The following is a 24,907-nucleotide window of genomic DNA, read 5'->3' on the forward strand; positions in this document are numbered from 1 at the left end:
TTTGTGTTCGGGAAATAGCTCAGCTTGGTAGAGCACCTGGTTTGGGACCAGGGGGTCGCAGGTTCGAATCCTGTTTTCCCGATTAATTAAAAAAGAACCTAAACATTATGTTTAGGTTCTTTTTTTGTCTCAAGACAAATGACTTTCAATTTTGATATATATTTCGTATAATTAAAGTCAACATTAGTCAAACTATTTGAGGTGATGAATATGCAGGGTCAGAATATTTCTGATGTGATTGAAAAGTACTTCAAAAAAATTCTGTTGGATGAAAAAGCAATCGTTATTAAACGCTCTGAAGTTGCTGAATTATTTAATTGTGTACCATCGCAAATAAATTACGTGATAAATACTCGCTTCACTATTCAAAATGGATACGTGGTTGAGAGCAAACGCGGTGGCGGTGGGTATATAAAAATTGAAAAGGTAAACCTTTTTGCGGATCAAGAATTTATTCAAACACTAGAAAATTTAATTGGCACGGATGTATCTCAACAAGAAGGATACGATATTATACAAAGTTTATATGATGAAAAAACATTAACAAAGAAAGAATCAAATTTAATTTTGGCTACAATAAAAAAAGATGTTTTTCTTGGGATGGATACCAACTTAGAAAACACAGTACGTGCTAAAATGTTAATTAATTTAATTAATCGCTTACGATATGAAGAGTAGAAAGAGGTAATATTATGGATAATTTATTTACTCCGAGCGCAAAAGAAGTTCTTATTAGGGCTCAAGAAGCAGCCAAACACTATCGTCAACAAGCTGTTGGTACCGAACATTTACTTTTGGCCTTATCTGAAGTGCAAAATGGTGTCGCAGATAAAGTATTAAAGCAGTTTGATGTTGACCCAGAAGATATAATGGAAGAAATCGAAAGATTTACCGGTTATGGGTCGTTGAGATTGACTAAGAATGACACTTATTTACCATACTCACCAAAAGCAAAAATGATTTTATCAATTGCTAATGATGAAGCTAAAAACTTAAATGCAAGTAAAGTTGGTACGGAACATCTTCTACTTGCACTGACAAGTAACAATGAGATATTGTCATCAAGAATAATGGGTAGTTTGAGTGCGGACATTAAACAGGTTCGCAAGATAATATTCCGCCAACTTGGCGTTAGTGAAGTTCAAATGAGACAAAAAAATCGTGGTAACAAAGATAACGCGGAGCAAGGTACGCCCACATTAGATGAATTAGCTCGTGATTTAACTAAAATGGCACGTGACAAACAAATTGATCCCGTGATTGGCCGAGATTCCGAAGTAAAAAGATTAACTCAGGTTCTAAGTCGCCGAACAAAGAATAACCCCGTATTAATTGGTGAACCCGGTGTTGGTAAAACGGCGATTGCTGAAGGATTCGCACAGCGATTAGTTGATGAAAATGTTCCTGAAGATATGATTGGTAAACGATTAATGATGCTCGATATGGGTTCATTAGTTGCGGGCACTAAATATCGTGGTGAATTTGAAGATCGATTGAAAAAGATTTTGAAAGAAGTCTATGCTACTAAAGATGTTATTTTATTTATCGATGAATTGCACACGTTAATTGGTGCCGGTGGTGCTGAAGGTGCTATTGATGCATCGAATATCTTGAAACCAGCTTTGGCTCGTGGTGAAGTCCAAGTTATTGGTGCAACAACTTTAGATGAATATCAAAAATACATTGAATCTGATGCTGCTTTGGAACGTCGTTTTGCAACAATAACGATTAAAGAACCAACCGAAGCACAGACGGTTGATATTTTAAAGGGTCTTCGACCTAAGTATGAGGCGCATCATCACGTTCAAATTACTGATGACGCAATTGAAGCTGCTGTAGAATTGGGAAATAGATATATTACTGATCGTTTCTTACCAGATAAGGCCATCGATTTAATGGATGAAGCTGCTGCTCAAGTTCGTATTGAACGTCCAAGTACCAAATCAAAATTAAGTAAAAAACAAGATCAGCTTGATGAATTACGTCAACAAAAAGATAATGCAGTTAGTCAACAAAATTTTGAGTTGGCTGCGGGCATTCGAACAAAGGAAATGCGTGTTAAGAAACAGGTTGAAGATTTAGAAGCCGAAAAGGTTGCTGCTGTTGAATCTGAGACGGAACACTATGATATAAAAGTAACTAGTGAAGAAGTTGCAAGTATCGTTTCTGATTGGACGGGAGTCCCACTTCAACAACTAAATAAAAGTGAAAGTGATCGTTTACTTCACCTTGAGGATGTCCTGCATAAACGGGTTGTTGGTCAAAATGAGGCAGTTAGCTCAATTTCAAAAGCAATTCGACGTGCTAGAAGTGGTTTGAAAAATCCAACGAGACCAATTGGATCATTTATGTTCCTTGGCCCAACTGGTGTTGGTAAAACGGAATTAGCTAAGGCACTTGCTGAGGCAATGTTTGGTTCTGAAGAGGCAATGATTCGAGTGGACATGTCGGAATACATGGAAAAATATAGTACGAGTCGTTTGATTGGTTCGCCACCAGGATATGTTGGATACGATGAGGGTGGTCAATTAACTGAAAAAGTTCGTCAAACACCTTATTCTGTTGTTCTTTTAGATGAAGTTGAAAAAGCACATCCTGATGTTTTTAATATCTTACTTCAGGTCTTAGATGATGGGTACTTAACAGATTCTAAAGGTCGCCGAATTGATTTTAGAAATACGATTATTATTATGACGTCTAACTTAGGCGCAACCGCCATTCGTGATGAAAAATTTGTTGGGTTTGGTGTTGAATCTGAGAAAGATGAATATAAAGCAATGTCCGAAAAAATTCGCGCGGCACTGAAAAAATCATTCCGTCCCGAATTCTTGAATCGAATTGATGAATCAATTATTTTCCATTCATTAACTAAAGATGAATTACATGAAATTGTGAAGTTGATGACTAAGGAAGTTCTTGACCGTTTGAAGGAACAAGGTATTAAAGTTAAAATTTCATCCGCCGCAATTGATGTTATTGCTAAGGTTGGTTTTGATCCTGAGTATGGTGCTCGACCAATTCGTCGCGCATTACAAACGGAGGTTGAAGATCGATTAAGTGATATTCTTCTTTCGGGTCAGATAAAAGACAATGATAACGTGATGATTGGTGCAGTAAAAGGTGTCATTAAAGTGACCGTTAAGGAACCAAAAATTAAAGTAATAGCGAAATAAGTCTTAAAGGGTGTAACTATTTATGTGGTTGCGCCCTTTTTAGGCATTAAAATATGAGAATTTAGTAATTCAATCTATAATCAAGCTAGTAGAAAAGGAGGGTCACACATGGAAAAATTTGATTTTATTGCAATCGGTGGTGGATCTGCTGGTATTGCCGCAGCAAACCGTGCCGGATCTTTTGGCAAAAAAGTATTATTAATTGAAGGAAATGAAATTGGTGGGACCTGTGTCAACGTGGGATGTGTACCAAAAAAAATTATGTGGTCAGCGGCGTCAATGGCTCAAGACTTTAATTTAGCTGCTGATTATGGATTTAATGTTCAGAAACCTCAGCTGGAATTTGCAAAATTAGTTGCTAATCGTTCCGCATATATTGATCGTTTGCACGGTTCTTACTTTAGAAATCTTGATAAGAATCATGTTCAAGTTATTAAGGGTTATGCAAAGTTTGTTGACAATCGTACGGTTGAGGTTAATGGCTCGCAGTACGAATCAGATCATATTTTAATCGCGGTTGGGGGTACACCAGATATTCCTGATATTTCTGGCGCGGAATATGGTATCGAATCAAATCAGTTTTTTAATGAGTTAAATGAGTTACCTACCAGTGTTGCAATTATCGGAAACGGTTATGTTGGAACTGAGCTTGCGGGTACTTTAAATGCGTTAGGATCAAAAGTGCATATGTATGCGAAATATGATGCACTTTTACCTAAATTTGATGAATTAATTTCAACGAATGTGACAGAATCGTATGTAAAAAAAGGAATTGATATTAGTTTTAAATCAGAAATAGCTGAGATAAAGAAGACTAGTGACGGTAAACTTGAAGTGGTTGCCAATGATGGTACGATCATTGTAGACCGTGTTATCTGGGCTGTTGGACGTCATCCGGTGACTGATAAAATTAATATTTCGGCGACGGACGTTGTGTTAAATGATGATGGTACTATTATGGTCGATGACTATCAAAACACGTCTGTTGCTGGCGTTTACGCAACTGGTGATGTGATTGGTAAAATGGATTTAACACCCGTTGCGATTGCTGCCAGTCGCCGATTGATGGAACGCGTCTTTAACAACAAGCCAACTGAACATTTGGATTACCAACTTGTACCGTCGGTCGTTTTCTCTCACCCAGTTGCCGGAACCATTGGTCTAACTGAGGCGGAAGCGATACTGGAATATGGTGAAGATAATCTTAAAATATATCGATCGACATTTACACCGATGCGTTATAGCTTGGGTGACGTTAAAGAGACCGAGAATTTGAAATTGATTACATTCGGTGAGAACGAACGTATTATTGGCTTGCATGGTGTTGGCGAAGGTATGGACGAGATGTTACAAGGTTTTGCAGTTGCCATTAAGATGGGTGCAACTAAAAAAGATTTCGACGATACAGTTGCTATACATCCAACAAGTGCCGAAGAATTTGTGACAATGACATAGCGAACAGGAACTGTTGACATCTGATTCAAGAACGTATATGATAATTAAATGTATAATACTGTGAATTTTTATAGCTGATTACGATCTATTGTCCGTAAGAAGCCTTATAGAGAAACAAAAATGGTTATTGTTTAAAAAATAAATAAACTATTTTTGTTTTTTCTTTTGTCAAAAAAACCGATTTTTTCGTCTAGTATGCAATTTGTAACCAAATTGTAATATAAAATCATCGGCTTTTGGCAGGTTTACAGAATAAATTTGAGAGGTGACTAATTTGGCTGGACATTTAGTAAACTACGGTAAACACAGTACACGTAGAAGTTACGCACGTATCAAAGAAGTTTTAGATTTACCTAATTTAATCGAAATTCAAAGTGATTCTTACCAATGGTTCTTGGATGAAGGTCTTCGTGAAATGTTTGAAGATATCATGCCAATTGATGATTTTGCTGGTAACTTATCATTAGAATTTGTTGATTACCAATTATTAGAACCTAAATATACTGTAGATGAAGCACGCGCACATGATGCGAATTACTCTGCTCCACTACATGTAACATTACGTTTAACTAACCATGAAACTGGCGAAATTAAATCACAAGATGTTTTCTTTGGTGATTTCCCATTAATGACTGAACAAGGAACCTTTATTATTAATGGTGCCGAACGAGTTATCGTTTCTCAATTAGTTCGTTCACCAGGTGTCTACTATAATGGTTCATTAGATAAGAATGGCCGTGAAACATACGGTACAACAGTTATTCCTAACCGTGGTGCATGGTTAGAATATGAATCAGATGCTAAAAACATTTCATATGTACGTATTGATCGTACACGTAAAATTCCATTAACTGAATTGGTCCGTGCTTTAGGATTTGGTTCTGATGATGAAATTATTGAAATGTTGGGAAACAACGATAGCTTAATGCTAACGCTTGAAAAAGATGTTCATAAAAATACAGATGATTCACGTGTTGAAGAATCTTTAAAAGATGTTTATGAACGACTACGTCCCGGCGAACCTAAAACGGCTGACAGCTCACGTAGCTTATTGACGGCTCGTTTCTTTGATCCAAAACGTTACGACTTAGCTCCAGTTGGTCGTTACAAAATTAATAAGAAATTAAGCTTGAAAACACGTCTATTGAACCAAACATTGGCTGAAACATTGGCTGATCCAGATACTGGTGAAGTGCTTGCACAAAAAGATACCGTAATTGATAAACAAGTTATGGAAACTTTAGCACCATACCTTGATCGTCAAGATTTCAAAACAGTGACTTACCATCCATCAGAAGATGGGGTTGTTACTGAACCAATGGTTCTTCAAATCGTTAAGGTTTACTCTCAAGTAGATCCAGAACGTGAAATGCCAATGATTGGTAACGGTAATATTGACTTACAATATAAACATATTGTACCTGCTGATATTATTGCTTCAATGAACTACTTCTTTAACTTGAAAGAAAACATCGGTTCCGTGGATGATATTGATCATTTAGGTAACCGTCGTATTCGTTCAGTTGGTGAATTACTACAAAATCAATTTAGAATTGGTTTATCACGAATGGAACGTGTCGTTCGTGAACGTATGTCAATTCAAGATACAACAACTGTGACACCACAACAATTGATTAATATTCGTCCAGTTGTGGCTTCAATTAAAGAATTCTTTGGTTCATCTCAATTGTCACAATTCATGGATCAAACTAATCCACTTGGCGAATTGACGCATAAACGTCGTCTTTCTGCCTTAGGACCTGGTGGTTTGACTCGTGATCGTGCCGGATATGAAGTTCGTGATGTTCATTACACGCATTACGGTCGTATGTGTCCAATTGAAACGCCTGAAGGACCTAATATCGGTTTGATTAATAGTTTATCAAGTTACGCACGTGTTAACCGTTATGGCTTTATCGAAACACCATATCGTCGTGTGAGCTGGGAATCACATCAAGTAACTGACAAAATCGATTACTTGACTGCTGATGAAGAAGATAACTATGTTATTGCACAGGCTAACTCACCATTAAATGAAGATGATTCATTCGTGAATGAACTTGTAATGGCTCGTAACCGTTCAGAAAATATCGAAATCGGTATTGATAAAGTCGATTACATGGATGTTTCACCTAAACAAGTTGTGGCTGTTGCTACAGCATGTATTCCTTTCTTGGAAAATGATGATTCTAACCGTGCCTTAATGGGTGCCAACATGCAACGTCAAGCTGTTCCTTTAATCAATCCTCATTCACCACTTGTTGGTACAGGTATTGAATATAAGGCAGCTCATGATTCTGGTGTGGCTTTAATTAACAAAAACGAAGGTACTGTTGAATATGTCGATGCGCGTGAAATTCGTGTTCGTCGTGAAGATGGCGCTTTAGATAAATACAAATTAATGAAATTCCATCGTTCAAATGGTGGTAAAAACTATAACCAACGTCCAATCGTTCGTGTGAATGACCATGTCGATGCTGATGAAATTTTAGCTGATGGTCCTTCAATGGAAAATGGGGAATTAGCTTTAGGCCAAAACCCATTAGTTGCCTTCATGACATGGAATGGTTATAACTTTGAAGATGCTGTTATTATCAATGAACGTCTTGTTCGTGATGATGTTTATACATCAATTCATATTGAAGAATTTGAATCAGAAGCACGTGATACGAAATTAGGACCTGAAGAAATTACTCGTGAAATTCCTAATGTTGGTGAAGATTCATTAAAAGATCTTGATGAATTTGGTATCGTTCGTATTGGTGCTGAAGTTAATGATGGTGATATCTTAGTCGGTAAAGTAACGCCTAAAGGGGTTACTGAATTATCTGCTGAAGAACGTTTATTACATGCTATCTTTGGAGAAAAAGCTCGTGAAGTACGCGATACTTCATTGAAAGTTCCTCATGGTGGTGGCGGTATTGTTCAAGATGTTAAAATCTTTACTCGTGAAGCAGGGGATGAATTAAGTCCTGGTGTTAACATGATGGTTCGTATCTACATCGCACAAAAACGTAAGTTACGTGTTGGTGATAAGATGGCTGGACGTCATGGTAACAAAGGGGTTGTTTCAATCGTTGTGCCTTCTGAAGATATGCCTTATATGCCAGATGGTACACCAGTTGATATTCTCTTGAATCCCATGGGTGTTCCTTCTCGTATGAATATTGGACAAGTATTAGATCTTCATTTAGGTATGGCTGCTCGTAAATTAGGTATCCACGTTGCAACACCTGTTTTTGATGGTGCTCGTGATTCAGATATCTGGAATGTCTTTAAAGAAGCTGGAATCTCAGAAGATGGTAAGACAATTTTATATGATGGACGTACTGGTGATGCATTTGATAACCGTGTCTCTGTAGGGGTTATGTACTACATGAAACTTGCTCACATGGTTGATGATAAAATCCATGCTCGTTCAATAGGACCATACTCATTAGTAACGCAACAACCTTTAGGTGGTAAAGCACAATTTGGTGGACAACGTTTTGGTGAAATGGAAGTTTGGGCACTTGAAGCTTATGGTGCCGCTTATACGTTACAAGAAATTTTAACGTACAAATCTGATGATGTTGTGGGTCGTGTGAAAACATACGAAGCAATTGTCAAAGGTGAACCAATTCCTAAACCAGGTGTTCCTGAATCCTTCCGTGTTCTTGTTAAAGAATTACAGTCATTAGGATTAGATATGAAAGTACTTGATGCTAAGAAAGCTGAAATTGAATTACGTGACATGGATGATGACGATGATGATATCGTTAATGTGGATGCGTTAAGCAAGTTAGCTAACGAACAAAAAGAGAAAAAAGCTAAAGAAGAAGCCGAAAAAATGGCTGCTGAAATGAACAAAGAATAATTTTGGCTTAGTTACTGAACTTGAATTTGTGTTGATGAAGCTAATTTCAGTTTAAGAAATTCAATACACTATAAAACTAAAGGGAGGTCGGTCCTTTGATCGATGTCAATAAATTTGATAGCATGCAAATTGGCTTAGCATCTTCTGATAAGATTAGAAGCTGGTCATACGGTGAAGTTAAAAAGCCTGAAACAATTAATTATCGTACATTGAAACCTGAAAAAGATGGATTATTCGATGAACGTATTTTCGGACCAACAAAAGATTGGGAATGTGCCTGTGGTAAATACAAACGTATTCGCTATAAAGGTATTGTCTGTGATCGTTGTGGGGTTGAAGTTACACGTTCTAAAGTACGTCGCGAACGTATGGGTCATATCGAATTAGCTGCACCAGTTACACATATCTGGTACTTTAAAGGAATTCCAAGTCGTATGGGTCTTGTCTTAGATATGAGTCCTCGTGCTTTGGAAGAAGTTATTTACTTTGCTTCTTATGTTGTTACGGAACCTGGTAACACACCTCTTGAAAAGAAACAGTTATTAACGGAACGTGAATATCGTGAAAAACGTGAAGAATACGGAACTGAATTCGAAGCTGGAATGGGTGCCGATGCTATTCGTCATTTATTACGCGATGTTAACCTTTCTGGTGAATCTGAAGAATTAAAAGAAGAATTGAAAGATGCTACTGGCCAAAAGAGAACGCGTGCCGTTCGTCGTTTGGATATTTTAGAAGCATTCTTACTTTCTCAAAATGAACCTTCATGGATGGTTATGGACGCTGTTCCTATCATTCCGCCTGATTTACGTCCAATGGTTCAATTAGAAGGTGGCCGTTTTGCCACTTCTGATTTGAATGATTTATACAGACGGGTGATTAACCGAAATAACCGACTAAAACGTTTATTAGATTTGAATGCTCCTGGTATTATTGTTCAAAATGAAAAACGTATGTTACAAGAAGCTGTTGATGCATTGATTGATAATGGTCGTCGTGGCCGTCCAGTTACTGGACCAGGTAACCGACCATTGAAATCTCTTTCACATATGTTGAAAGGTAAACAAGGACGTTTCCGTCAAAATTTACTTGGAAAACGTGTTGATTATTCAGGCCGTTCAGTTATTGCTGTTGGACCAACGTTACAAATGAATCAATGTGGTATTCCTCGTGAAATGGCTTTGGAATTATTCAAACCATTTATGATGAAAGAACTTGTTAAACGCGAAATGGCATCAAATATTAAAAATGCTAAACGTAAGCTTGATCGTCGCGATGAAGACATCTGGGATGTTTTAGAAGAAGTTATTGTTGAACATCCAGTTCTTCTTAACCGCGCACCAACACTTCATCGTCTTGGTATTCAAGCTTTCGAACCAATTTTAGTTGATGGTAAAGCAATTCGTCTTCATCCTTTGGCTTGTGAAGCTTACAATGCTGATTTTGATGGAGATCAAATGGCTATCCATGTACCTTTATCTGATGAAGCACAGGCAGAAGCTCGTTTGCTTATGTTAGCTGCTCATCATATCTTGGCACCTAAAGATGGTAAACCAGTTGTAACACCTTCTCAAGATATGGTTTTAGGTAACTACTACCTTACAATGGAAGAAGCTGGTCGTGAAGGCGAAGGCATGATCTTTAAAGATGCTAACGAAGCAGTGATGGCTTACCGTAATGGTTACGTTCATTTGCACACTCGTATTGGATTACAAACAGCAACACTTGCTGCTGAAGGTAAACCATTTACGGATTGGCAGAAAGAACGCATTATGATCACAACTGTTGGTAAAGCAATCTTTAATGAAATCTTACCTAAAGAATTTGCTTATATTAACGAACCTAAGAATGATAACTTAATTAACCAGACAGCCGATAAATATTTCGTTGAACCTGGCGATAATATTGGCGATATGATTAAAGCACAAGAAATTATTTTACCTTTCAAAAAAGGCTTCTTGAGCGATATCATTTCTGAAGTTTATAAACGATTTAAAGTAACTGAAACTTCTAAGATGTTAGATCGTCTTAAAAACTTAGGTTACGATCAATCAACACATGCTGGTATCACAGTTGGTATTTCTGATGTAACCGACTTGAAGGAAAAACCTGCAATTATCGAAGAAGCTCATAAACAAGTTGCTTTGGTTGCAAAACAATTCCGTCGTGGTTTGATTACAGAAGATGAACGCTATGAACGCGTTATTGCTATCTGGACACAAGCAAAAGATGACATCCAACAAAAACTGATGGAAGCATTGGGCACACAAAATCCTATCCAAATGATGAGTGATTCTGGCGCCCGTGGTAATATCTCTAACTTTACTCAATTAGCTGGTATGCGTGGTTTGATGGCAGCTCCTAATGGTAAAACAATGGAATTACCTATTATTTCTAACTTCCGTGAAGGTTTGTCCGTGTTGGAAATGTTTATCTCAACTCATGGGGCTCGTAAAGGGATGACTGATACGGCCTTGAAGACTGCCGATTCTGGATACTTGACTCGTCGACTTGTTGATGTTGCTCAAGATGTTATTATTCGTGAAAAAGATTGTTTCACTGATCGTGGCTTAGATGTATCAGCCATCAAAGAAGGAAATGAAATGATCGAACCATTGTATGACCGTATTTTAGGTCGTTACGCAATGAAGACCGTTAAAAATCCTAAAACTGGTGATGTTATTGTCACTTCAAATGAAATGATCGAAGAAAGCAAAGCGCAAGCAATTATCGCTGCTGGAATCGAACAAGTAACAATCCGTTCAGCATTTACATGTAACACGAAGCATGGGGTTTGTGAACATTGTTATGGCCGTAATATGGCTACTGGCGACCAGGTTGAAGTTGGTGAAGCAGTTGGGACCGTTGCTGCTCAATCAATCGGTGAACCCGGAACTCAATTAACAATGCGTACTTTCCATACCGGTGGGGTTGCCGGAGATGATATTACACAAGGTTTACCTCGTGTTCAAGAAATCTTCGAAGCACGTAATCCTAAAGGTCGTGCCGAAATTACAGAAGTAACTGGTGTGATTGAAGCGATTGAAGAAAATCCTGCTGAACGTACTAAAGAAGTAACGGTTAAAGGTGAAACTGATACACGAACATATAGCTTGCCTTATACTGCTGTTCTTAAAGTTGCTGAAGGCGATAAGATTCATCGTGGTGAAGCACTTACAGTTGGTTCAATTGATCCTAAACAATTAATTCAAGTTCGTGATGTTCTTTCAACGGAGAACTACATTCTTCGTGAAGTTCAAAAAGTATATCGTATGCAAGGGGTAGAAATCTCTGATAAGCATGTGGAGGTTATGTCTCGTCAAATGTTACGTAAGGTTCGCGTTATGGATCCCGGTGACACAGACGTATTGCCAGGTACTTTGATGGATATCATGGATCTTAAAGAAGATAACTATAAGACATTGATTAAGGGTGGCATTCCAGCTACTTCACGTCCTGTCTTGCTTGGTATCACTAAAGCTTCTCTTGAAACAAACAGTTTCTTATCAGCTGCATCATTCCAAGAAACAACTCGTGTTCTTACGGATGCTGCTATTCGCGGTAAGAATGATCCATTAATTGGTCTTAAAGAAAATGTTATTATTGGTAAGATTATTCCTGCCGGTACTGGTATGCCAGATTACCGTCAAATCAAACCAAAAGAAACAGGTTCAATTTCGGCTAATGTTTATTCAATCTCAGACATTGAGAAACGAATGAAAGAAGAAGAAGCTGGCGTGAACGACTAACGTTAAAGCAAAAAAAGAACAATTCTTATTAATTTAAGGATTGTTCTTTTTTTTGTGCTTTATAAACGAACGATAGATGTAACAAGTAAAAAAACATCCGTGAACCATTGAATGAATAAATGGACTGTGTTAATATTGTCATACAATAAAAAAATACCAACCACCTATATAATGTCATGATATGGATGCTAGTCTCTACCCGGAGCCGTAAATTCCGGACTATATGTGAGTTAAATCAAGCGTGTATTGAGAGTGGAGTCCATAAAAATCTGACTTATTAGTGTGCAGGATAACGTGGAGGATTGAATGAAAAATAGCACGGAATTAGAAGATAGTAGTTTGGATGAATCTAACTTATCAAATTTTAAAGCATCAATATTAGGGTTGCAGCATTTATTAGCCATGTATTCAGGCGATATTTTAGTGCCATTATTAGTTGGGGCTGCACTTGGGTTTAGTACAAAACAAATTACTTATTTAGTTTCGATGGATATTTTTATGTGTGGGATTGCAACATTGCTACAATTAAAACGCACACGTTTTACCGGGATTGGGTTGCCAGTAGTGCTTGGATGTGCAATTGAGTATGTGGCACCATTGTCAGCCGTAGGGAAACATTTTGGACTGGGAACCATGTACGGGTCAATTATTGCCGCTGGGATTTTTATTTTCTTAATCGCAGGTTTTTTTGCGAATATTAGAAAGTTTTTCCCACCAGTAGTGACGGGTTCATTGATTACATTGATTGGGTTAACATTAATTCCGGTTGCCTTTACTAACATGGGTGGCGGGGATATCACGGCTAAATCATTCGGTAGCATTCCTAATCTGATTGTTGCCGGTGTAACAGTCCTCGTCATCTTAGGGTTGAACATCTGGGGACGCGGATTTATTCAACAAGTCGGAATCTTAATTGGTATCTTGGTAGGTGTTGTGGTTGCTTCGTTCATGGGTGAGGTATCATTAGAGCCTGTGAGTCAGGCAAGTTGGTTCCAACTTCCTCATGTCTTCATGTTCGCTGCTCCAAAATTTGAATGGTCATCAATTGTGACGATGATTTTAGCGGCATTAACAACGATGATTGAGTCAACTGGTGTGTTCTTTGCATTAGGTGATATCGTTGGTCGTCCCATTAAAAAGGATGATTTGAAAAAAGGGTACCGTGCTGAAGGACTTGCAGCTATTTTAGGTGGTATTTTCAATACATTCCCTTATTCAACTTTTTCACAAAATGTTGGGATCGTTCAATTATCAGGAATTAAAACAAAAAAACCGGTATACTTTTCAGCATTCTTTTTAATTGCCTTGGGTTTGCTTCCAAAAATTGGTGCAACGGCAACTGTCATTCCCGCATCCGTTCTAGGTGGCGCCATGTTGGTGATGTTCGGAATGGTTGGTGCGCAAGGAATTAAAATGTTGCGTGAAGTCGAAGGTAGCAATAGCAATTTATTAATTATTGGTATCTCAGTCAGCTTAGGTCTTGGCGTAACTGTTCAACCAGCGTTGTTACAAGCCTTACCTTTAACGATTCAAACTATTTTTGGCAACGGACTTGTTGTCGGTAGTTTGTCAGCTGTTATATTAAACGTTTTATTCAATTATGGTCATTTAAACGACGCAATCGAAGATTAAATTAAAGGCCGAGCGTATTTGCTCAGCCTTTTTGTTTACATATAGAAAGATAGTGCGAATGTTAGATAGGTGCCTAACGTTAAATGGGGAACGAACGCAAAAATCTGATATCTCGTTTGATTTGCGCAGATAAAATATAAGAGTGCACTTACACAGGCGCAAAGTGTCACGATTAAGCAAAAATGGATACCAAATGTTAGTTGAATGACAAGCAGTAGTATGAAATCACCGACCCCCATTTTTTGTTGAAAGCATAATGTAAATAGAAACAGGCTAAATAACAAGATTTCTAATAATGAGTCTGGTAAGCCGAGTAATAAATAGTGCCAAACAATAAATATGAGACCACCACCAATAGTTAGACGACTAGAAATAAGTCGATTAGTAAAATCCATAACAGATAAAAAAGTGAGATAAAATAAAAATGCGGTAACTAGTATAAATAGTGGCGGGGAAAGTTTAGCGAAAGTCAGAGGCAGCATAATAGCCAAACTGCATTCAAAAATAAATGAGTATGCTGGAAATTGCCCCTTGCAGAATCGACAATGTCCACGTAATCTAAGATAAGCGTAAATCGGAATAAGGTCTCGCCAAGGGATGTTTACCCCACAATAGTCGCACATCGATCTTTGACCGAGTTGACTTTGATTCAACGCATGGCGTGTCGCAGTGCAGGTAATAAATGATCCCAGGCAGGCGCCTAGTAAAAATAAGTAGCTAATTAACATAATTTATATCCTCCTATGTAAAAAATACGCTTTTTAATACAAATACCATTGACGAAAATAAAATACCATGCTATTCTGTGTAAGGTGCTTTTTGTGAACAGTTAATTCATCTACATAGTTGAGATTCTGTATAACAGCAGCGCATTATAAGCCAGACGTCTAGGACGTTATTTTTTATTATTAAAAAATGAACCACCTGGATGTGTGGACTTAAAAACAATTAACCTATAATAAGGAAGGAGGAAACTTTAGATGCCAACAATTAATCAATTAGTTCGTAAAGGTCGTAATTCTAAAGGTTCAAAATCTGGTGCACCCGCATTAAACTTCGGGTATAACAGTTACAAGAAAGTTCAAACAGATAATCCTGCACCACAAAAACGTGGGGTTGCTACTCGTGTCGGAACAATGACACCTAAAAAGCCTAACTCTGCTTTACGTAAATATGCGCGTGTTCGTTTATCTAACCTTCTTGAAGTTACAGCATACATTCCTGGTATTGGACATAACTTACAAGAACATAGTGTTGTTCTTATTCGTGGTGGCCGTGTAAAAGATTTACCTGGGGTACGTTACCATGTTATCCGTGGTGCTCTTGATACAGCCGGTGTTGCTGATCGTAAACAAAGTCGTTCAAAATACGGCGCAAAGAGACCTAAATAAGTTTAGGTCATTCTAATAAAAATAGAATCTAAGGAGGTTATTTAGATGCCAAGAAAAGGCCCAGCTCCAAAAAGAGAAGTATTGCCTGATCCAATTTACAATTCTAAATTAGTAACACGTTTAATCAACCGTTTAATGTTAGATGGTCGTCGTGGTACTGCATCAAAGATCTTGTATGATGCATTCGAAATGATTAAAGAACAAACAGGAAACGAACCTAATGAAGTTTTTGATGAAGCTATGAAAAACATCATGCCCGTACTTGAAGTTAAAGCTCGCCGTGTCGGTGGTTCTAACTACCAAGTGCCAATTGAAGTTCGCCCTGATCGTCGTTCAACTTTAGGTTTACGTTGGTTAGTAAGTTACGCACGTTTACGTGGGGAACATACAATGCCAGAACGTTTAGCTAAAGAAATCATGGATGCAGCAAACAATACTGGTGCATCAGTTAAGAAACGTGAAGATACACATAAAATGGCTGACGCTAACAAAGCATTCGCACATTACCGCTGGTAATTTTATAAAAGGATGGCTATTATATGATTTTGATAATCGATATAGTAGTCATTTTTTTGGATATATTTTAGAATTGGAAGGAGATCATACAAAATGGCAAATAAACGCGAATTTCCACTAGAAAAAACGCGTAATATTGGTATTGTTGCTCATATCGATGCTGGTAAGACAACAACTACTGAACGTATTTTATACTATACGGGTAAAATTCATAAAATTGGTGAAACTCATGAAGGAGCTTCACAAATGGATTGGATGGAACAAGAACAAGAACGTGGTATTACAATCACATCAGCTGCTACAACAGCTGAATGGAAAGAACATCGTATTAATATCATCGATACTCCAGGACATGTGGATTTCACTATTGAAGTTGAACGTTCACTTCGTGTCTTAGATGGAGCCGTTGTTGTTTTAGATGGTCAATCTGGTGTTGAACCACAAACTGAAAATGTTTGGCGTCAAGCAACAACATATTCAGTTCCTCGTATTGTATTCATCAATAAGATGGATAAAATGGGTGCTAACTTTGATTACTCAGTAGGTACAATCAAAGATCGTCTTCAAGTAAACGCTGTTCCTATCCAAATGCCAATTGGCGCTGAAGATGATTTTGAAGGTGTTATTGATTTAATCGAAATGAAAGCCGATTTATATGATAACGAAGATTTAGGTGCTACATGGGAAAGTATTGACGTTCCTGAAGAATATTTAGAAGAAGCTACAAAACGTCGCGAAGCTTTAGTTGAAGCCGTTGCTGATGTTGATGAAAAGCTTATGGAAAAATATCTTGATGGCGTTGAAATTACTAAAGATGAAATCAAAGCTGCTATCCGTAAAGCAACATTAAACCTTGAAATGTACCCAGTTCTTGCTGGTTCAGCATTTAAAAACAAGGGTGTTCAAATGATGTTGGATGCTGTTAATGATTTCTTACCATCTCCTTTAGATGTTAAACCTTATAACGCAACTGATCCTAAAACGGACGAACAAGTTGAAATTACAGCTGGCGATGATAAAGATTTCGCTGCTTTAGCTTTCAAAATTGCAACGGATCCATTCGTTGGTCGTTTGACATTCTTCCGTGTTTACTCAGGTACGTTACAAGCTGGTTCATATGTTTTGAATTCTACTAAAGACACGCGTGAACGTGTTGGTCGTATTCTTCAAATGCATTCAAATCACCGTAATGAAATTCCTGAAGTATTCTCAGGTGATATTGCTGCTGCTATCGGTTTGAAAAACACGACAACTGGTGATTCTTTAACGGATGAAAAACACCCATTAATTCTTGAATCAATGGAATTCCCTGAACCAGTTATCCAAGTTTCTATCGAACCAAAAACAAAAGCTGATCAAGATAAGATGGATATCGGTTTACAAAAACTAGCTGAAGAAGATCCTTCATTCAAGGCAGAAACTAACCCTGAAACTGGTGAAACTTTAATCGCTGGGATGGGTGAATTGCATTTGGATATCATCGTTGATCGTATGAGACGTGAATTTAACGTTGAAGCTACTGTTGGTGAACCACAAGTTGCCTACCGTGAAACATTTACAAAAACTGTTTCTGCACAAGGTAAATTCGTTCGTCAATCCGGTGGTAAAGGTCAATATGGGGATGTTACGGTTGAATTCTCACCTAATGAAGAGGGTGGCGGTTTCGCATTCGAAGACGCTATCGTTGGTGGTGTTGTTCCTCGTGAATACATTCCTTCAGTTGAACAAGGTTTGAGAGAAGCTATGCAAAATGGTGTTCTTGCAGGATACCCACTTATTGATGTTAAAGCCAAGTTATATGATGGATCATATCATGATGTCGATTCTAACGAATCAGCATTTAAAGTAGCTGCTTCAATGTCATTGAGAAATGCTGCTAAGAGTGCTGGTGCTGTCATCCTTGAACCAATGATGAAGGTTGAAGTTGTTGCTCCAGAAGATTACTTAGGTGATGTTATGGGACATGTAACTGCTCGTCGTGGACGTGTTGAAGGTATGGAAGCTCGCGGAAACGCACAAGTTGTTAACGCAATGGTTCCTCTTTCAGGTATGTTCGGTTACGCAACTACTTTACGTTCTTCAACACAAGGACGTGGTACATTTACAATGACATTTGATCATTATGAAGCTGTACCAAAAGCAATCCAAGAAGAAATTATGAAGAAAAACGGAACATCTGCTGATTAGTCAGCCGTTCTGAATTTTTAAAAGAAGTTACCGTTTATCGGTAGCTTCTTTTTTTGTGTTAAAATAACGATTGAATAAAAAGTTGTTTCGAAAAAAGTGAATTATGATTTTCTAATGAGAAACTTTGAAAAAAAGAAAGAAAGCACTTGCCATAAGGCTTTATCTTTAGTAGTATAGATAAGTACCCAAAAACAGATGGCGTAGTTCGCCCTGTGATAGGGTTTCATAGAATGAGCTAAGATGTGAAAGATTGCGACACGCCCGGCAGCTTTGCCACGCAAGGCGTGTCGGTCACTTACACGGAGCTAGTCTTATTTTTAAAATAGACGAAGGAGGGAACAAAATGGCAAAACAAAAAATTCGTATTCGCCTAAAGGCTTACGAACACCGTATTTTAGATCAATCTGCTGACAAGATTGTTGAAACTGCAAAAAGAACAGGGGCAACAATTTCTGGACCAATTCCATTGCCAACAGAACGTACATTATACACAGTTTTACGTTCACCACATAAGCATAAAGATTCACGTGAACAATTCGAAATGCTTACACATAAACGTTTGATTGATATCGTTAACCCAACACCTAAGACAGTTGATTCATTGATGAAACTTGACTTACCTAGTGGCGTTGATATTGAAATCAAATTATAAAACTCAGCAACAAAAATAAATTATAAACATATTGGAGGTGTACTTATGACTACAAAAGGAATCTTAGGAAAAAAAGTCGGTATGACACAAGTTTTTACTGAAAATGGTGAATTGGTACCAGTTACAGTGATTGAATCTACGCCAAACGTTGTTTTACAATTGAAAACAATTGAAAACGATGGTTACGAAGCAATTCAATTAGGTTACCAAGACAAACGTGAAGTATTAACAAACAAACCTGCTAAAGGTCATGCAGCAAAAGCAAATACTACTCCTAAGCGCTTCGTTCGTGAAATTAACGATGTCGTGCTTGGAGATTATACTGTGGGTGACGAAATCAAAGTTGATACTTTCTCAGCTGGAGACGTCGTTAACGTCACAGGTACGTCTAAGGGACATGGTTTCCAAGGAAATATCAAACGTTGGGGACAATCACGAGGTCCTATGACTCATGGTTCTCGTTACCATCGTCGTCCTGGTTCAATGGGTGCCGTTATTAACCGTGTATTCAAAGGTAAGAGATTACCAGGTCGCATGGGTGGCAAGCGCGTAACTGTCAAAAACTTGGAAGTTATCCGCGTTGACGTTGAAAGCAATGTTATCTTGATTAAAGGTAACGTGCCAGGCGCAAACAAATCATTAGTTACAATTAAAAACGTCACTAAAGACGCTAAATAACAGGAAGGAGGAATTTCAAAATGCCAACAGTCGCATTATTAAAACAAGATGGTACTAAAAATGGTGAAGTTGAATTAAACGACGCTATTTTTGGAATCGAACCTAACGACAATGTCATTTTTGACGCCGTAATCATGCAACGCGCATCATTACGTCAAGGAACTCATTCAGTTAAAAACAAAAGTGCAGTTTCAGGTGGTGGTAGAAAACCATGGCGCCAAAAAGGTACAGGTCGTGCTCGTCAAGGATCTATCCGTAGCCCACAATGGCGTGGTGGTGGTGTCGTATTTGGCCCTACTCCTCGTTCATACAGTTACAAATTACCTAAAAAAGTTCGTCGTTTAGCTCTTAAATCAGTACTTTCACAAAAAGTATTGGATAATGGCGTGGTTATGGTCGATGCTCTTAGCTTCGAACAACCAAAAACAAAAGCTTTCAAAGAAGTTTTAAGTAACTTAGATATCAACAAAAAAGTATTAATAGTTCTTGAACCTGGCAATGATTTCGTTGCTTTAGCAGCTCGTAACTTACCAAATGTTACAGTAGTAGAAGCTAAAGGTGTTAACGTTCTTGACGTTATCAACAACGACAAATTAGTCATGACTCAAGCAGCTCTTTCTCAAGTAGAGGAGGCTCTTTCATAATGGAATCAAGAGATATTATCTTACGCCCAGTCATCACCGAAGCAGCAATGGACAGAATGGCTGATAAAGTTTACACATTCGACGTTGATACTCGCGCAACTAAAATTGAAGTCAAAAAAGCTATCGAAGATATTTTTGGCGTTAAAGTTGTTAAAGTAAATATCATGAATGTTAAAGGTAAGTTAAAGCGTCAAGGTCGCTATGCCGGTTATACTAAAAAACGCCGTAAAGCAATCGTTACTTTAACTGCCGACTCAAAAGAAATTCAATTATTCGAAGAATAATCTAAAATTTTGTAAATAGGAGGAAAATAACGTGGGAATTAAAAAATTCAAACCAACCACTAACGGTCGTCGTAATATGACTGGTTCTGATTTCTCAGAAATTACTAAATCAACTCCTGAAAAATCATTACTAGAATCAAAAAGCAGAACTGCCGGCCGTAATAACTATGGTCGCATTACTGTTCGTCACCGTGGTGGTGGTCACAAACGTCAATACCGTTTGATCGATTTCAAGCGTGTTAAAGACAATGTAACAGCAACTGTTAAAGCAATCGAATATGATCCAAACCGTTCAGCTAATATTGCATTATTACAATATACTGATGGTATCAAATCATACATCATTGCTCCTAAAGGATTAGAAGTTGGCATGATGGTTCAATCTGGTAAAGAAGCAGATATCAAGGTTGGTAACGCATTAGCTCTTCAAGATATCCCAGTTGGTACAATTATCCATAATATCGAATTAAAACCAGGTAAGGGTGGACAACTTGCTCGTTCAGCCGGTGCTTCAGCACAATTACTTGGTAAAGAAGGTAAATACGTTCTTGTTCGTTTGACATCAGGCGAAGTTCGCATGATCTTGTCAACATGTCGTGCATCTATCGGTGCCGTCGGTAACGAACAACACGAATTAATCAAAATCGGTAAAGCTGGTCGTGCTCGTTGGGCTGGTAAACGTCCTACAGTTCGTGGATCAGTTATGAATCCTAACGATCATCCTCATGGTGGTGGTGAAGGTAAAGCTCCAATTGGTCGTCCATCACCTATGTCTCCTTGGGGTCAAAAGACGATGGGTTACAAAACACGTTCAAAGAAAAACCAATCAGACAAATTTATCGTACGTGGACGCAACAAAAAATAATAATTTGCTTGTTGCTTAAGCTATATTCCGGAAGGAGGATTCACATTGAGTCGTAGTCTAAAAAAAGGACCATTCGTCGATGAACATTTGATGAAAAAGGTCGAAGCACAAACTGATCAAGAAAAGAAAACAGTTATCAAGACATGGTCACGTCGTTCAACAATCTTCCCTAACTTCATTGGTCTAACAATCGCTGTATATGATGGACGCAAACACGTTCCAGTATTTATGCAAGAAGATATGGTTGGTCATAAGTTGGGTGAATTTGTTCCAACACGTACTTTCCGTGGTCACGGATCTGACGATAAGAAAACTACAGTTAAATAAAGGAGGTTATACACATGGCTGAACAAGTAACATCAGCAAAAGCAACCGCCAAAACTGTTCGTATTCCAGCGCGTAAAGCTCGCTTGGTAATCGATCTTATCAGAGGTAAAAGTGTTGCTGAAGCTATCGGTATTTTGAGATTTACTCCCAGAGCCGGAAGCCCAATCATTGAAAAAGTTTTACTTTCTGCTGTAGCTAATGCAGAAAATAATTTTGATTTAGATGGTGAAAACTTAATTATTAGTGATATCTTTGCTAACGAAGGACCAACGTTAAAACGTTTCCGTCCTCGTGCCAAAGGATCAGCTTCACCAATTAATAAACGTACGAGTCACATTACAGTAGTTGTATCTGAAGCTACAAAATAAGGAGGGATAACGCGTGGGTCAAAAAATAAATCCAACGGGATTACGTGTAGGTATCATTCGTGATTGGGATTCAAAATGGTATGCAGAAAAAGATTTTGCAAACTACCTTCATGAAGATTTACACATCCGTAAATACATTCAAGAAAAATTAACCGACGCTTCTGTCTCTATCGTTGAAATCGAACGCGCTGCAAAACGTGTTAACGTTTCAATCCATACTGCTAAACCTGGTATGGTTATCGGTAAAGGTGGAGCTGAAGTTGAAAAACTTCGTAAAGAATTAAATGATTTAACAGGTAAACGTGTGCATATCAACATTGTTGAAATCAAACGTCCTGATTTAGATGCTCAATTAGTCGGCGAAAACGTTGCGGAACAATTAGAAAACCGTGTCGCTTTCCGTCGTGCCGTTAAACAAGCTATGCAACGTACAATGCGCTCTGGTGCCAAAGGTATCAAAGTTCAAGTTGCTGGCCGTCTTAACGGAGCTGATATGTCTCGTGTTGAAAGCTACTCAGATGGTACAGTTCCATTACATACCTTAAGAGCAGATATTGACTACGCTTGGGTTGAAGCAATGACTACTTATGGTAAATTAGGCGTAAAAGTCTGGATCTACCGTGGCGAAATCTTACCAGCTAAGAAAAACGCTGTGAAAGGAGGGAAATAACCTATGTTAGTACCTAAACGTACAAAATTCCGTCGTGAATTCCGTGGTAAAATGCGTGGGGAAGCTAAAGGTGGCAAAGAAGTCGCTTTTGGAGAATTCGGTTTACAGGCTCTTGAATCATCATGGATCACTAACCGTCAAATCGAAGCTTCTCGTGTCGCAATTAACCGTCATATGAAACGTGGTGGGAAAGTATGGATTAAAATTTTCCCTCATAAATCATATACTGCAAAAGCAATTGGTGTTCGAATGGGTTCTGGTAAAGGTGCTCCTGAAGGATGGGTAGCTCCAGTTAAACGTGGAAAGATCATGTTTGAAGTTGCCGGTGTTCCCGAAGAAGTTGCTCGCGAAGCTTTACGCTTAGCATCAAACAAACTTCCAGTGAGAACTAAAATTGTAAAACGTGAGGAAGTAGGTGGCGAATCACATGAAGGCTAAGGAAATTAATGAATTAACCACTGCTGAAATGATTACCAAAGAACAAGAATTTAAAGATGAATTGTTTAACTTACGCTTCCAATTAGCTACCGGTCAATTAGAAAATACCGCACGCTTAAGTGAAGTACGTAAAACAATTGCTCGTATTAAAACGGCATTACGCCAACAAGAATTAAACAAGTAGATTACGAAAGGGAGGCCATTTACGCATGAGTGAAACTCGTAACCAACGTAAAGTCTATCAAGGACGCGTTGTATCCGACAAAATGGATAAAACGATTAGTGTTCTTATCGAAACATACAAGACACACAAAACCTACGGTAAACGTGTGACTTATTCTAAAAAATTCTATGCACATGATGAAAACAACGAAGCAAAAATCGGCGATATCGTTCAAATTATGGAAACTCGTCCGTTGTCAGCAACTAAGAGATTCCGTTTATTAGATATCGTTGAAAAAGCAGTTATTGCTTAAGCATAATTGCCATTCGTATTTCTAATTTGCTATTGAAAGGAGGACACTTACTGTGATACAAACAGAAAGTCGTTTAAAAATTGCCGACAATTCAGGCGCAAAAGAAATCTTAACTATTAAAGTTTTAGGTGGATCAAAGCGTAGAACTGCTAATATCGGTGACGTTATTGTTGCTACTGTTAAACATGCAACACCAGGTGGTGTTGTCAAAAAAGGTGAAGTTGTTAAAGCTGTAATCGTACGTACAAAATCAGGTGCTCATCGTGCTGATGGTTCATACATCAAATTTGATGAAAATGCTGCTGTTATCATCCAAGATGACAAGAGCCCTAAAGGTACACGTATCTTTGGACCTGTTGCACGTGAATTACGTGATAACAATTTCATGAAGATTGTTTCTTTAGCACCCGAAGTATTATAAGAAATCCATCGGAAAACAAGGAGGTGCGCTAAATGTTCGTCAAAACTGGTGATAAAGTTCAATTAATTGCAGGTAAAGATAAAGGTAAACAAGGTACTGTTACTAAAGTTTTCCTTAAACAAGACCGTGTGATTGTTGAAGGTATCAATATTGCAAAAAAACATCAAAAACCTAGTAACTCGAATCCACAAGGTGGCATCGTGGATATTGAAGCACCAATTCACGTTTCAAACGTGATGCTTGTCGACCCTTCTACAAACGAACCAACTCGTGTTGGCTTCAAAGTTGTAGATGGCAAGAAAGTTAGAGTTTCTAAAAAATCAGGTGAAACTGTTAAATAGACCTATTGAAAGGAGGACACTTTCTTCATGACTAACCGTTTAAAAGAAAAGTTCACTAATGAAATTACACCATCTATGATGGAAAAATTTAACTACACATCAATTATGCAAACACCTCAAGTTGATAAAATTGTTATCAATATGGGTGTTGGTGATGCTGTTACTAATGCTAAAAACTTAGATAAAGCTGTTGAAGAATTAGCTTTGATTTCTGGTCAAAAACCATTGGTCACAAAAGCTAAGAAATCAATCGCTGGCTTCCGTTTACGTGAAGGTATGCCAATCGGTGCTAAAGTTACTTTACGTGGCGAACGCATGTACGATTTCTTAGATAAATTAGTTTCAGTTTCATTACCTCGTGTGCGTGATTTCCGTGGCGTTAGCAATAAAGCCTTTGATGGCCGCGGTAACTATACTTTAGGTGTTCGCGAACAATTAATTTTCCCAGAAATCGATTTTGATGATGTGGATAAAGTTCGTGGAATGGATATTGTTATTGTTACAACTGCTAATACTGATGAGGAATCAAAAGAATTACTCACACAATTGGGTATGCCGTTTTCTAAATAATAAGGAGGTTACAAAGCTTTGGCTAAAAAATCATTGATTGCAAAGAACAAACGTCCCGCAAAATTCTCTACGCAAGCTTACACGCGTTGCGAACGTTGTGGTCGTCCACATTCTGTTTATCGTAAATTTAAATTATGCCGTATTTGTCTTCGTGACCTTGCTCACAAAGGCCAAATTCCTGGTATGAAAAAAGCTAGTTGGTAAATTTAAAAAG

25 protein-coding genes, 1 tRNA gene and 1 riboswitch are annotated in these 24,907 nt (G+C 37.9%); of the genes, 25 read left to right on the plus strand and 1 reads right to left on the minus strand.

Going from position 1 to position 24,907, the window contains the following annotated elements:
• The first annotated feature begins 8 nt into the window (after nt 1–8).
• The 7 genes from N0K80_RS04670 (at nt 9) to N0K80_RS04700 (ending at nt 13,865) form a co-directional block, all read left to right on the plus strand.
• Nucleotides 9–82 (plus strand) — tRNA-Pro (locus N0K80_RS04670).
• A 128-nt stretch (nt 83–210) separates the two neighbouring features.
• Nucleotides 211–678, plus strand: coding sequence for a CtsR family transcriptional regulator (locus N0K80_RS04675; RefSeq protein WP_146343217.1), 468 nt, complete (start codon nt 211–213; stop codon nt 676–678).
• Nucleotides 679–692: 14 nt separating this feature from the next.
• Nucleotides 693–3,173 (plus strand): ATP-dependent Clp protease ATP-binding subunit, encoded by a 2,481-nt coding sequence (locus N0K80_RS04680; protein WP_269023952.1) that lies wholly within the window; start codon nt 693–695, stop codon nt 3,171–3,173.
• A 108-nt stretch (nt 3,174–3,281) separates the two neighbouring features.
• Complete coding sequence (gene gorA / locus N0K80_RS04685; RefSeq protein WP_269023953.1) at nt 3,282–4,628, plus strand: glutathione-disulfide reductase; 1,347 nt, start codon at nt 3,282–3,284, stop codon at nt 4,626–4,628.
• A 265-nt stretch (nt 4,629–4,893) separates the two neighbouring features.
• Nucleotides 4,894–8,484: a DNA-directed RNA polymerase subunit beta gene (gene rpoB, locus N0K80_RS04690; protein ID WP_186726317.1), complete on the plus strand. Its 3,591-nt coding sequence runs from the start codon at nt 4,894–4,896 to the stop codon at nt 8,482–8,484.
• Between the two features lie 95 nt (nt 8,485–8,579).
• Entirely contained in the window at nt 8,580–12,233 is a 3,654-nt protein-coding gene (gene rpoC, locus N0K80_RS04695; RefSeq protein ID WP_269023954.1) for a DNA-directed RNA polymerase subunit beta', read from the plus strand.
• A gap of 144 nt (nt 12,234–12,377) precedes the next feature.
• A riboswitch (purine riboswitch) is annotated at nt 12,378–12,475 on the plus strand.
• A 64-nt stretch (nt 12,476–12,539) separates the two neighbouring features.
• Nucleotides 12,540–13,865, plus strand: a complete 1,326-nt coding sequence (locus N0K80_RS04700; RefSeq protein ID WP_146302623.1) for a nucleobase:cation symporter-2 family protein — start codon at nt 12,540–12,542, stop codon at nt 13,863–13,865.
• Between the two features lie 35 nt (nt 13,866–13,900).
• Here N0K80_RS04700 and N0K80_RS07945 read toward each other — a convergent pair whose 3' ends face one another.
• Nucleotides 13,901–14,593, minus strand: a complete 693-nt coding sequence (locus N0K80_RS07945; protein WP_407932688.1) for a prepilin peptidase — start codon at nt 14,591–14,593, stop codon at nt 13,901–13,903.
• A gap of 252 nt (nt 14,594–14,845) precedes the next feature.
• Here N0K80_RS07945 and rpsL point away from each other — a divergent pair, with 252 nt between their 5' ends.
• From rpsL to N0K80_RS04790, 18 genes are all read left to right on the plus strand, one after another.
• Entirely contained in the window at nt 14,846–15,256 is a 411-nt protein-coding gene (gene rpsL / locus N0K80_RS04705; protein WP_057974646.1) for a 30S ribosomal protein S12, read from the plus strand.
• 45 nt (nt 15,257–15,301) lie between these two features.
• Nucleotides 15,302–15,772: a 30S ribosomal protein S7 gene (gene rpsG / locus N0K80_RS04710; protein WP_057974645.1), complete on the plus strand. Its 471-nt coding sequence runs from the start codon at nt 15,302–15,304 to the stop codon at nt 15,770–15,772.
• Nucleotides 15,773–15,865: 93 nt separating this feature from the next.
• A complete protein-coding gene (fusA, locus tag N0K80_RS04715; RefSeq protein ID WP_057974644.1) occupies nt 15,866–17,959 on the plus strand; it encodes an elongation factor G in 2,094 nt (697 codons plus the stop codon).
• Nucleotides 17,960–18,302: 343 nt separating this feature from the next.
• Nucleotides 18,303–18,611 (plus strand): 30S ribosomal protein S10, encoded by a 309-nt coding sequence (gene rpsJ / locus N0K80_RS04720; protein ID WP_057974643.1) that lies wholly within the window; start codon nt 18,303–18,305, stop codon nt 18,609–18,611.
• Nucleotides 18,612–18,656: 45 nt separating this feature from the next.
• Complete coding sequence (gene rplC, locus N0K80_RS04725; protein ID WP_057974642.1) at nt 18,657–19,289, plus strand: 50S ribosomal protein L3; 633 nt, start codon at nt 18,657–18,659, stop codon at nt 19,287–19,289.
• A gap of 20 nt (nt 19,290–19,309) precedes the next feature.
• Complete coding sequence (rplD, locus tag N0K80_RS04730; protein ID WP_057974641.1) at nt 19,310–19,933, plus strand: 50S ribosomal protein L4; 624 nt, start codon at nt 19,310–19,312, stop codon at nt 19,931–19,933.
• Nucleotides 19,933–20,217 (plus strand): 50S ribosomal protein L23, encoded by a 285-nt coding sequence (rplW, locus tag N0K80_RS04735; RefSeq protein WP_057974640.1) that lies wholly within the window; start codon nt 19,933–19,935, stop codon nt 20,215–20,217. Before rplD ends, rplW begins: the two co-directional genes overlap by 1 nt.
• A 31-nt stretch (nt 20,218–20,248) precedes the next feature.
• Nucleotides 20,249–21,082 (plus strand): 50S ribosomal protein L2, encoded by an 834-nt coding sequence (rplB, locus tag N0K80_RS04740; protein ID WP_057974639.1) that lies wholly within the window; start codon nt 20,249–20,251, stop codon nt 21,080–21,082.
• A gap of 45 nt (nt 21,083–21,127) precedes the next feature.
• Nucleotides 21,128–21,409 (plus strand): 30S ribosomal protein S19, encoded by a 282-nt coding sequence (gene rpsS, locus N0K80_RS04745; protein ID WP_057974638.1) that lies wholly within the window; start codon nt 21,128–21,130, stop codon nt 21,407–21,409.
• A gap of 14 nt (nt 21,410–21,423) precedes the next feature.
• A complete protein-coding gene (gene rplV, locus N0K80_RS04750; protein WP_057974637.1) occupies nt 21,424–21,777 on the plus strand; it encodes a 50S ribosomal protein L22 in 354 nt (117 codons plus the stop codon).
• A 13-nt stretch (nt 21,778–21,790) separates the two neighbouring features.
• The gene (gene rpsC / locus N0K80_RS04755) at nt 21,791–22,447 is read left to right on the plus strand and encodes a 30S ribosomal protein S3 (protein ID WP_057974636.1); all 657 of its coding nucleotides are present in this window, start codon (nt 21,791–21,793) and stop codon (nt 22,445–22,447) included.
• 3 nt (nt 22,448–22,450) lie between these two features.
• On the plus strand, nt 22,451–22,885 hold the full coding sequence (gene rplP, locus N0K80_RS04760) for a 50S ribosomal protein L16 (RefSeq protein ID WP_057974635.1): 435 nt from the start codon (nt 22,451–22,453) through the stop codon (nt 22,883–22,885).
• Nucleotides 22,875–23,069 (plus strand): 50S ribosomal protein L29, encoded by a 195-nt coding sequence (gene rpmC / locus N0K80_RS04765; protein ID WP_057974634.1) that lies wholly within the window; start codon nt 22,875–22,877, stop codon nt 23,067–23,069. Before rplP ends, rpmC begins: the two co-directional genes overlap by 11 nt.
• A 25-nt stretch (nt 23,070–23,094) precedes the next feature.
• The gene (gene rpsQ / locus N0K80_RS04770; protein WP_057974633.1) at nt 23,095–23,361 is read left to right on the plus strand and encodes a 30S ribosomal protein S17; all 267 of its coding nucleotides are present in this window, start codon (nt 23,095–23,097) and stop codon (nt 23,359–23,361) included.
• Nucleotides 23,362–23,413: 52 nt separating this feature from the next.
• A complete protein-coding gene (gene rplN, locus N0K80_RS04775) occupies nt 23,414–23,782 on the plus strand; it encodes a 50S ribosomal protein L14 (RefSeq protein ID WP_057974632.1) in 369 nt (122 codons plus the stop codon).
• Between the two features lie 32 nt (nt 23,783–23,814).
• Nucleotides 23,815–24,123 (plus strand): 50S ribosomal protein L24, encoded by a 309-nt coding sequence (gene rplX, locus N0K80_RS04780; RefSeq protein ID WP_057974631.1) that lies wholly within the window; start codon nt 23,815–23,817, stop codon nt 24,121–24,123.
• Nucleotides 24,124–24,150: 27 nt separating this feature from the next.
• Nucleotides 24,151–24,693 (plus strand): 50S ribosomal protein L5, encoded by a 543-nt coding sequence (gene rplE, locus N0K80_RS04785; RefSeq protein ID WP_057974630.1) that lies wholly within the window; start codon nt 24,151–24,153, stop codon nt 24,691–24,693.
• An 18-nt stretch (nt 24,694–24,711) separates the two neighbouring features.
• Entirely contained in the window at nt 24,712–24,897 is a 186-nt protein-coding gene (locus N0K80_RS04790) for a type Z 30S ribosomal protein S14 (protein ID WP_057974629.1), read from the plus strand.
• Nucleotides 24,898–24,907 lie beyond the last annotated feature (10 nt).

It is taken from the genome of Dellaglioa carnosa (assembly GCF_026948345.1).
Classification (GTDB): domain Bacteria; phylum Bacillota; class Bacilli; order Lactobacillales; family Lactobacillaceae; genus Dellaglioa; species Dellaglioa algida.

Coding starts and splice junctions, on each gene's coding strand:
- rpmC (WP_057974634.1), top strand. CDS start 22,875: ATGAAGGCTAAGGAAATTAATGAATTAACCACTGCTGAAATGATTACC.
- rplP (WP_057974635.1), top strand. CDS start 22,451: ATGTTAGTACCTAAACGTACAAAATTCCGTCGTGAATTCCGTGGTAAA.
- rplX (WP_057974631.1), top strand. CDS start 23,815: ATGTTCGTCAAAACTGGTGATAAAGTTCAATTAATTGCAGGTAAAGAT.
- rplC (WP_057974642.1), top strand. CDS start 18,657: ATGACTACAAAAGGAATCTTAGGAAAAAAAGTCGGTATGACACAAGTT.
- N0K80_RS04675 (WP_146343217.1), top strand. CDS start 211: ATGCAGGGTCAGAATATTTCTGATGTGATTGAAAAGTACTTCAAAAAA.
- rplV (WP_057974637.1), top strand. CDS start 21,424: ATGGCTGAACAAGTAACATCAGCAAAAGCAACCGCCAAAACTGTTCGT.
- rpsQ (WP_057974633.1), top strand. CDS start 23,095: ATGAGTGAAACTCGTAACCAACGTAAAGTCTATCAAGGACGCGTTGTA.
- rpsL (WP_057974646.1), top strand. CDS start 14,846: ATGCCAACAATTAATCAATTAGTTCGTAAAGGTCGTAATTCTAAAGGT.
- fusA (WP_057974644.1), top strand. CDS start 15,866: ATGGCAAATAAACGCGAATTTCCACTAGAAAAAACGCGTAATATTGGT.
- rplD (WP_057974641.1), top strand. CDS start 19,310: ATGCCAACAGTCGCATTATTAAAACAAGATGGTACTAAAAATGGTGAA.
- gorA (WP_269023953.1), top strand. CDS start 3,282: ATGGAAAAATTTGATTTTATTGCAATCGGTGGTGGATCTGCTGGTATT.
- N0K80_RS04700 (WP_146302623.1), top strand. CDS start 12,540: ATGAAAAATAGCACGGAATTAGAAGATAGTAGTTTGGATGAATCTAAC.
- rplW (WP_057974640.1), top strand. CDS start 19,933: ATGGAATCAAGAGATATTATCTTACGCCCAGTCATCACCGAAGCAGCA.
- rpsJ (WP_057974643.1), top strand. CDS start 18,303: ATGGCAAAACAAAAAATTCGTATTCGCCTAAAGGCTTACGAACACCGT.
- N0K80_RS07945 (WP_407932688.1), bottom strand. CDS start 14,593: ATGTTAATTAGCTACTTATTTTTACTAGGCGCCTGCCTGGGATCATTT.
- N0K80_RS04680 (WP_269023952.1), top strand. CDS start 693: ATGGATAATTTATTTACTCCGAGCGCAAAAGAAGTTCTTATTAGGGCT.
- rpsG (WP_057974645.1), top strand. CDS start 15,302: ATGCCAAGAAAAGGCCCAGCTCCAAAAAGAGAAGTATTGCCTGATCCA.
- rplE (WP_057974630.1), top strand. CDS start 24,151: ATGACTAACCGTTTAAAAGAAAAGTTCACTAATGAAATTACACCATCT.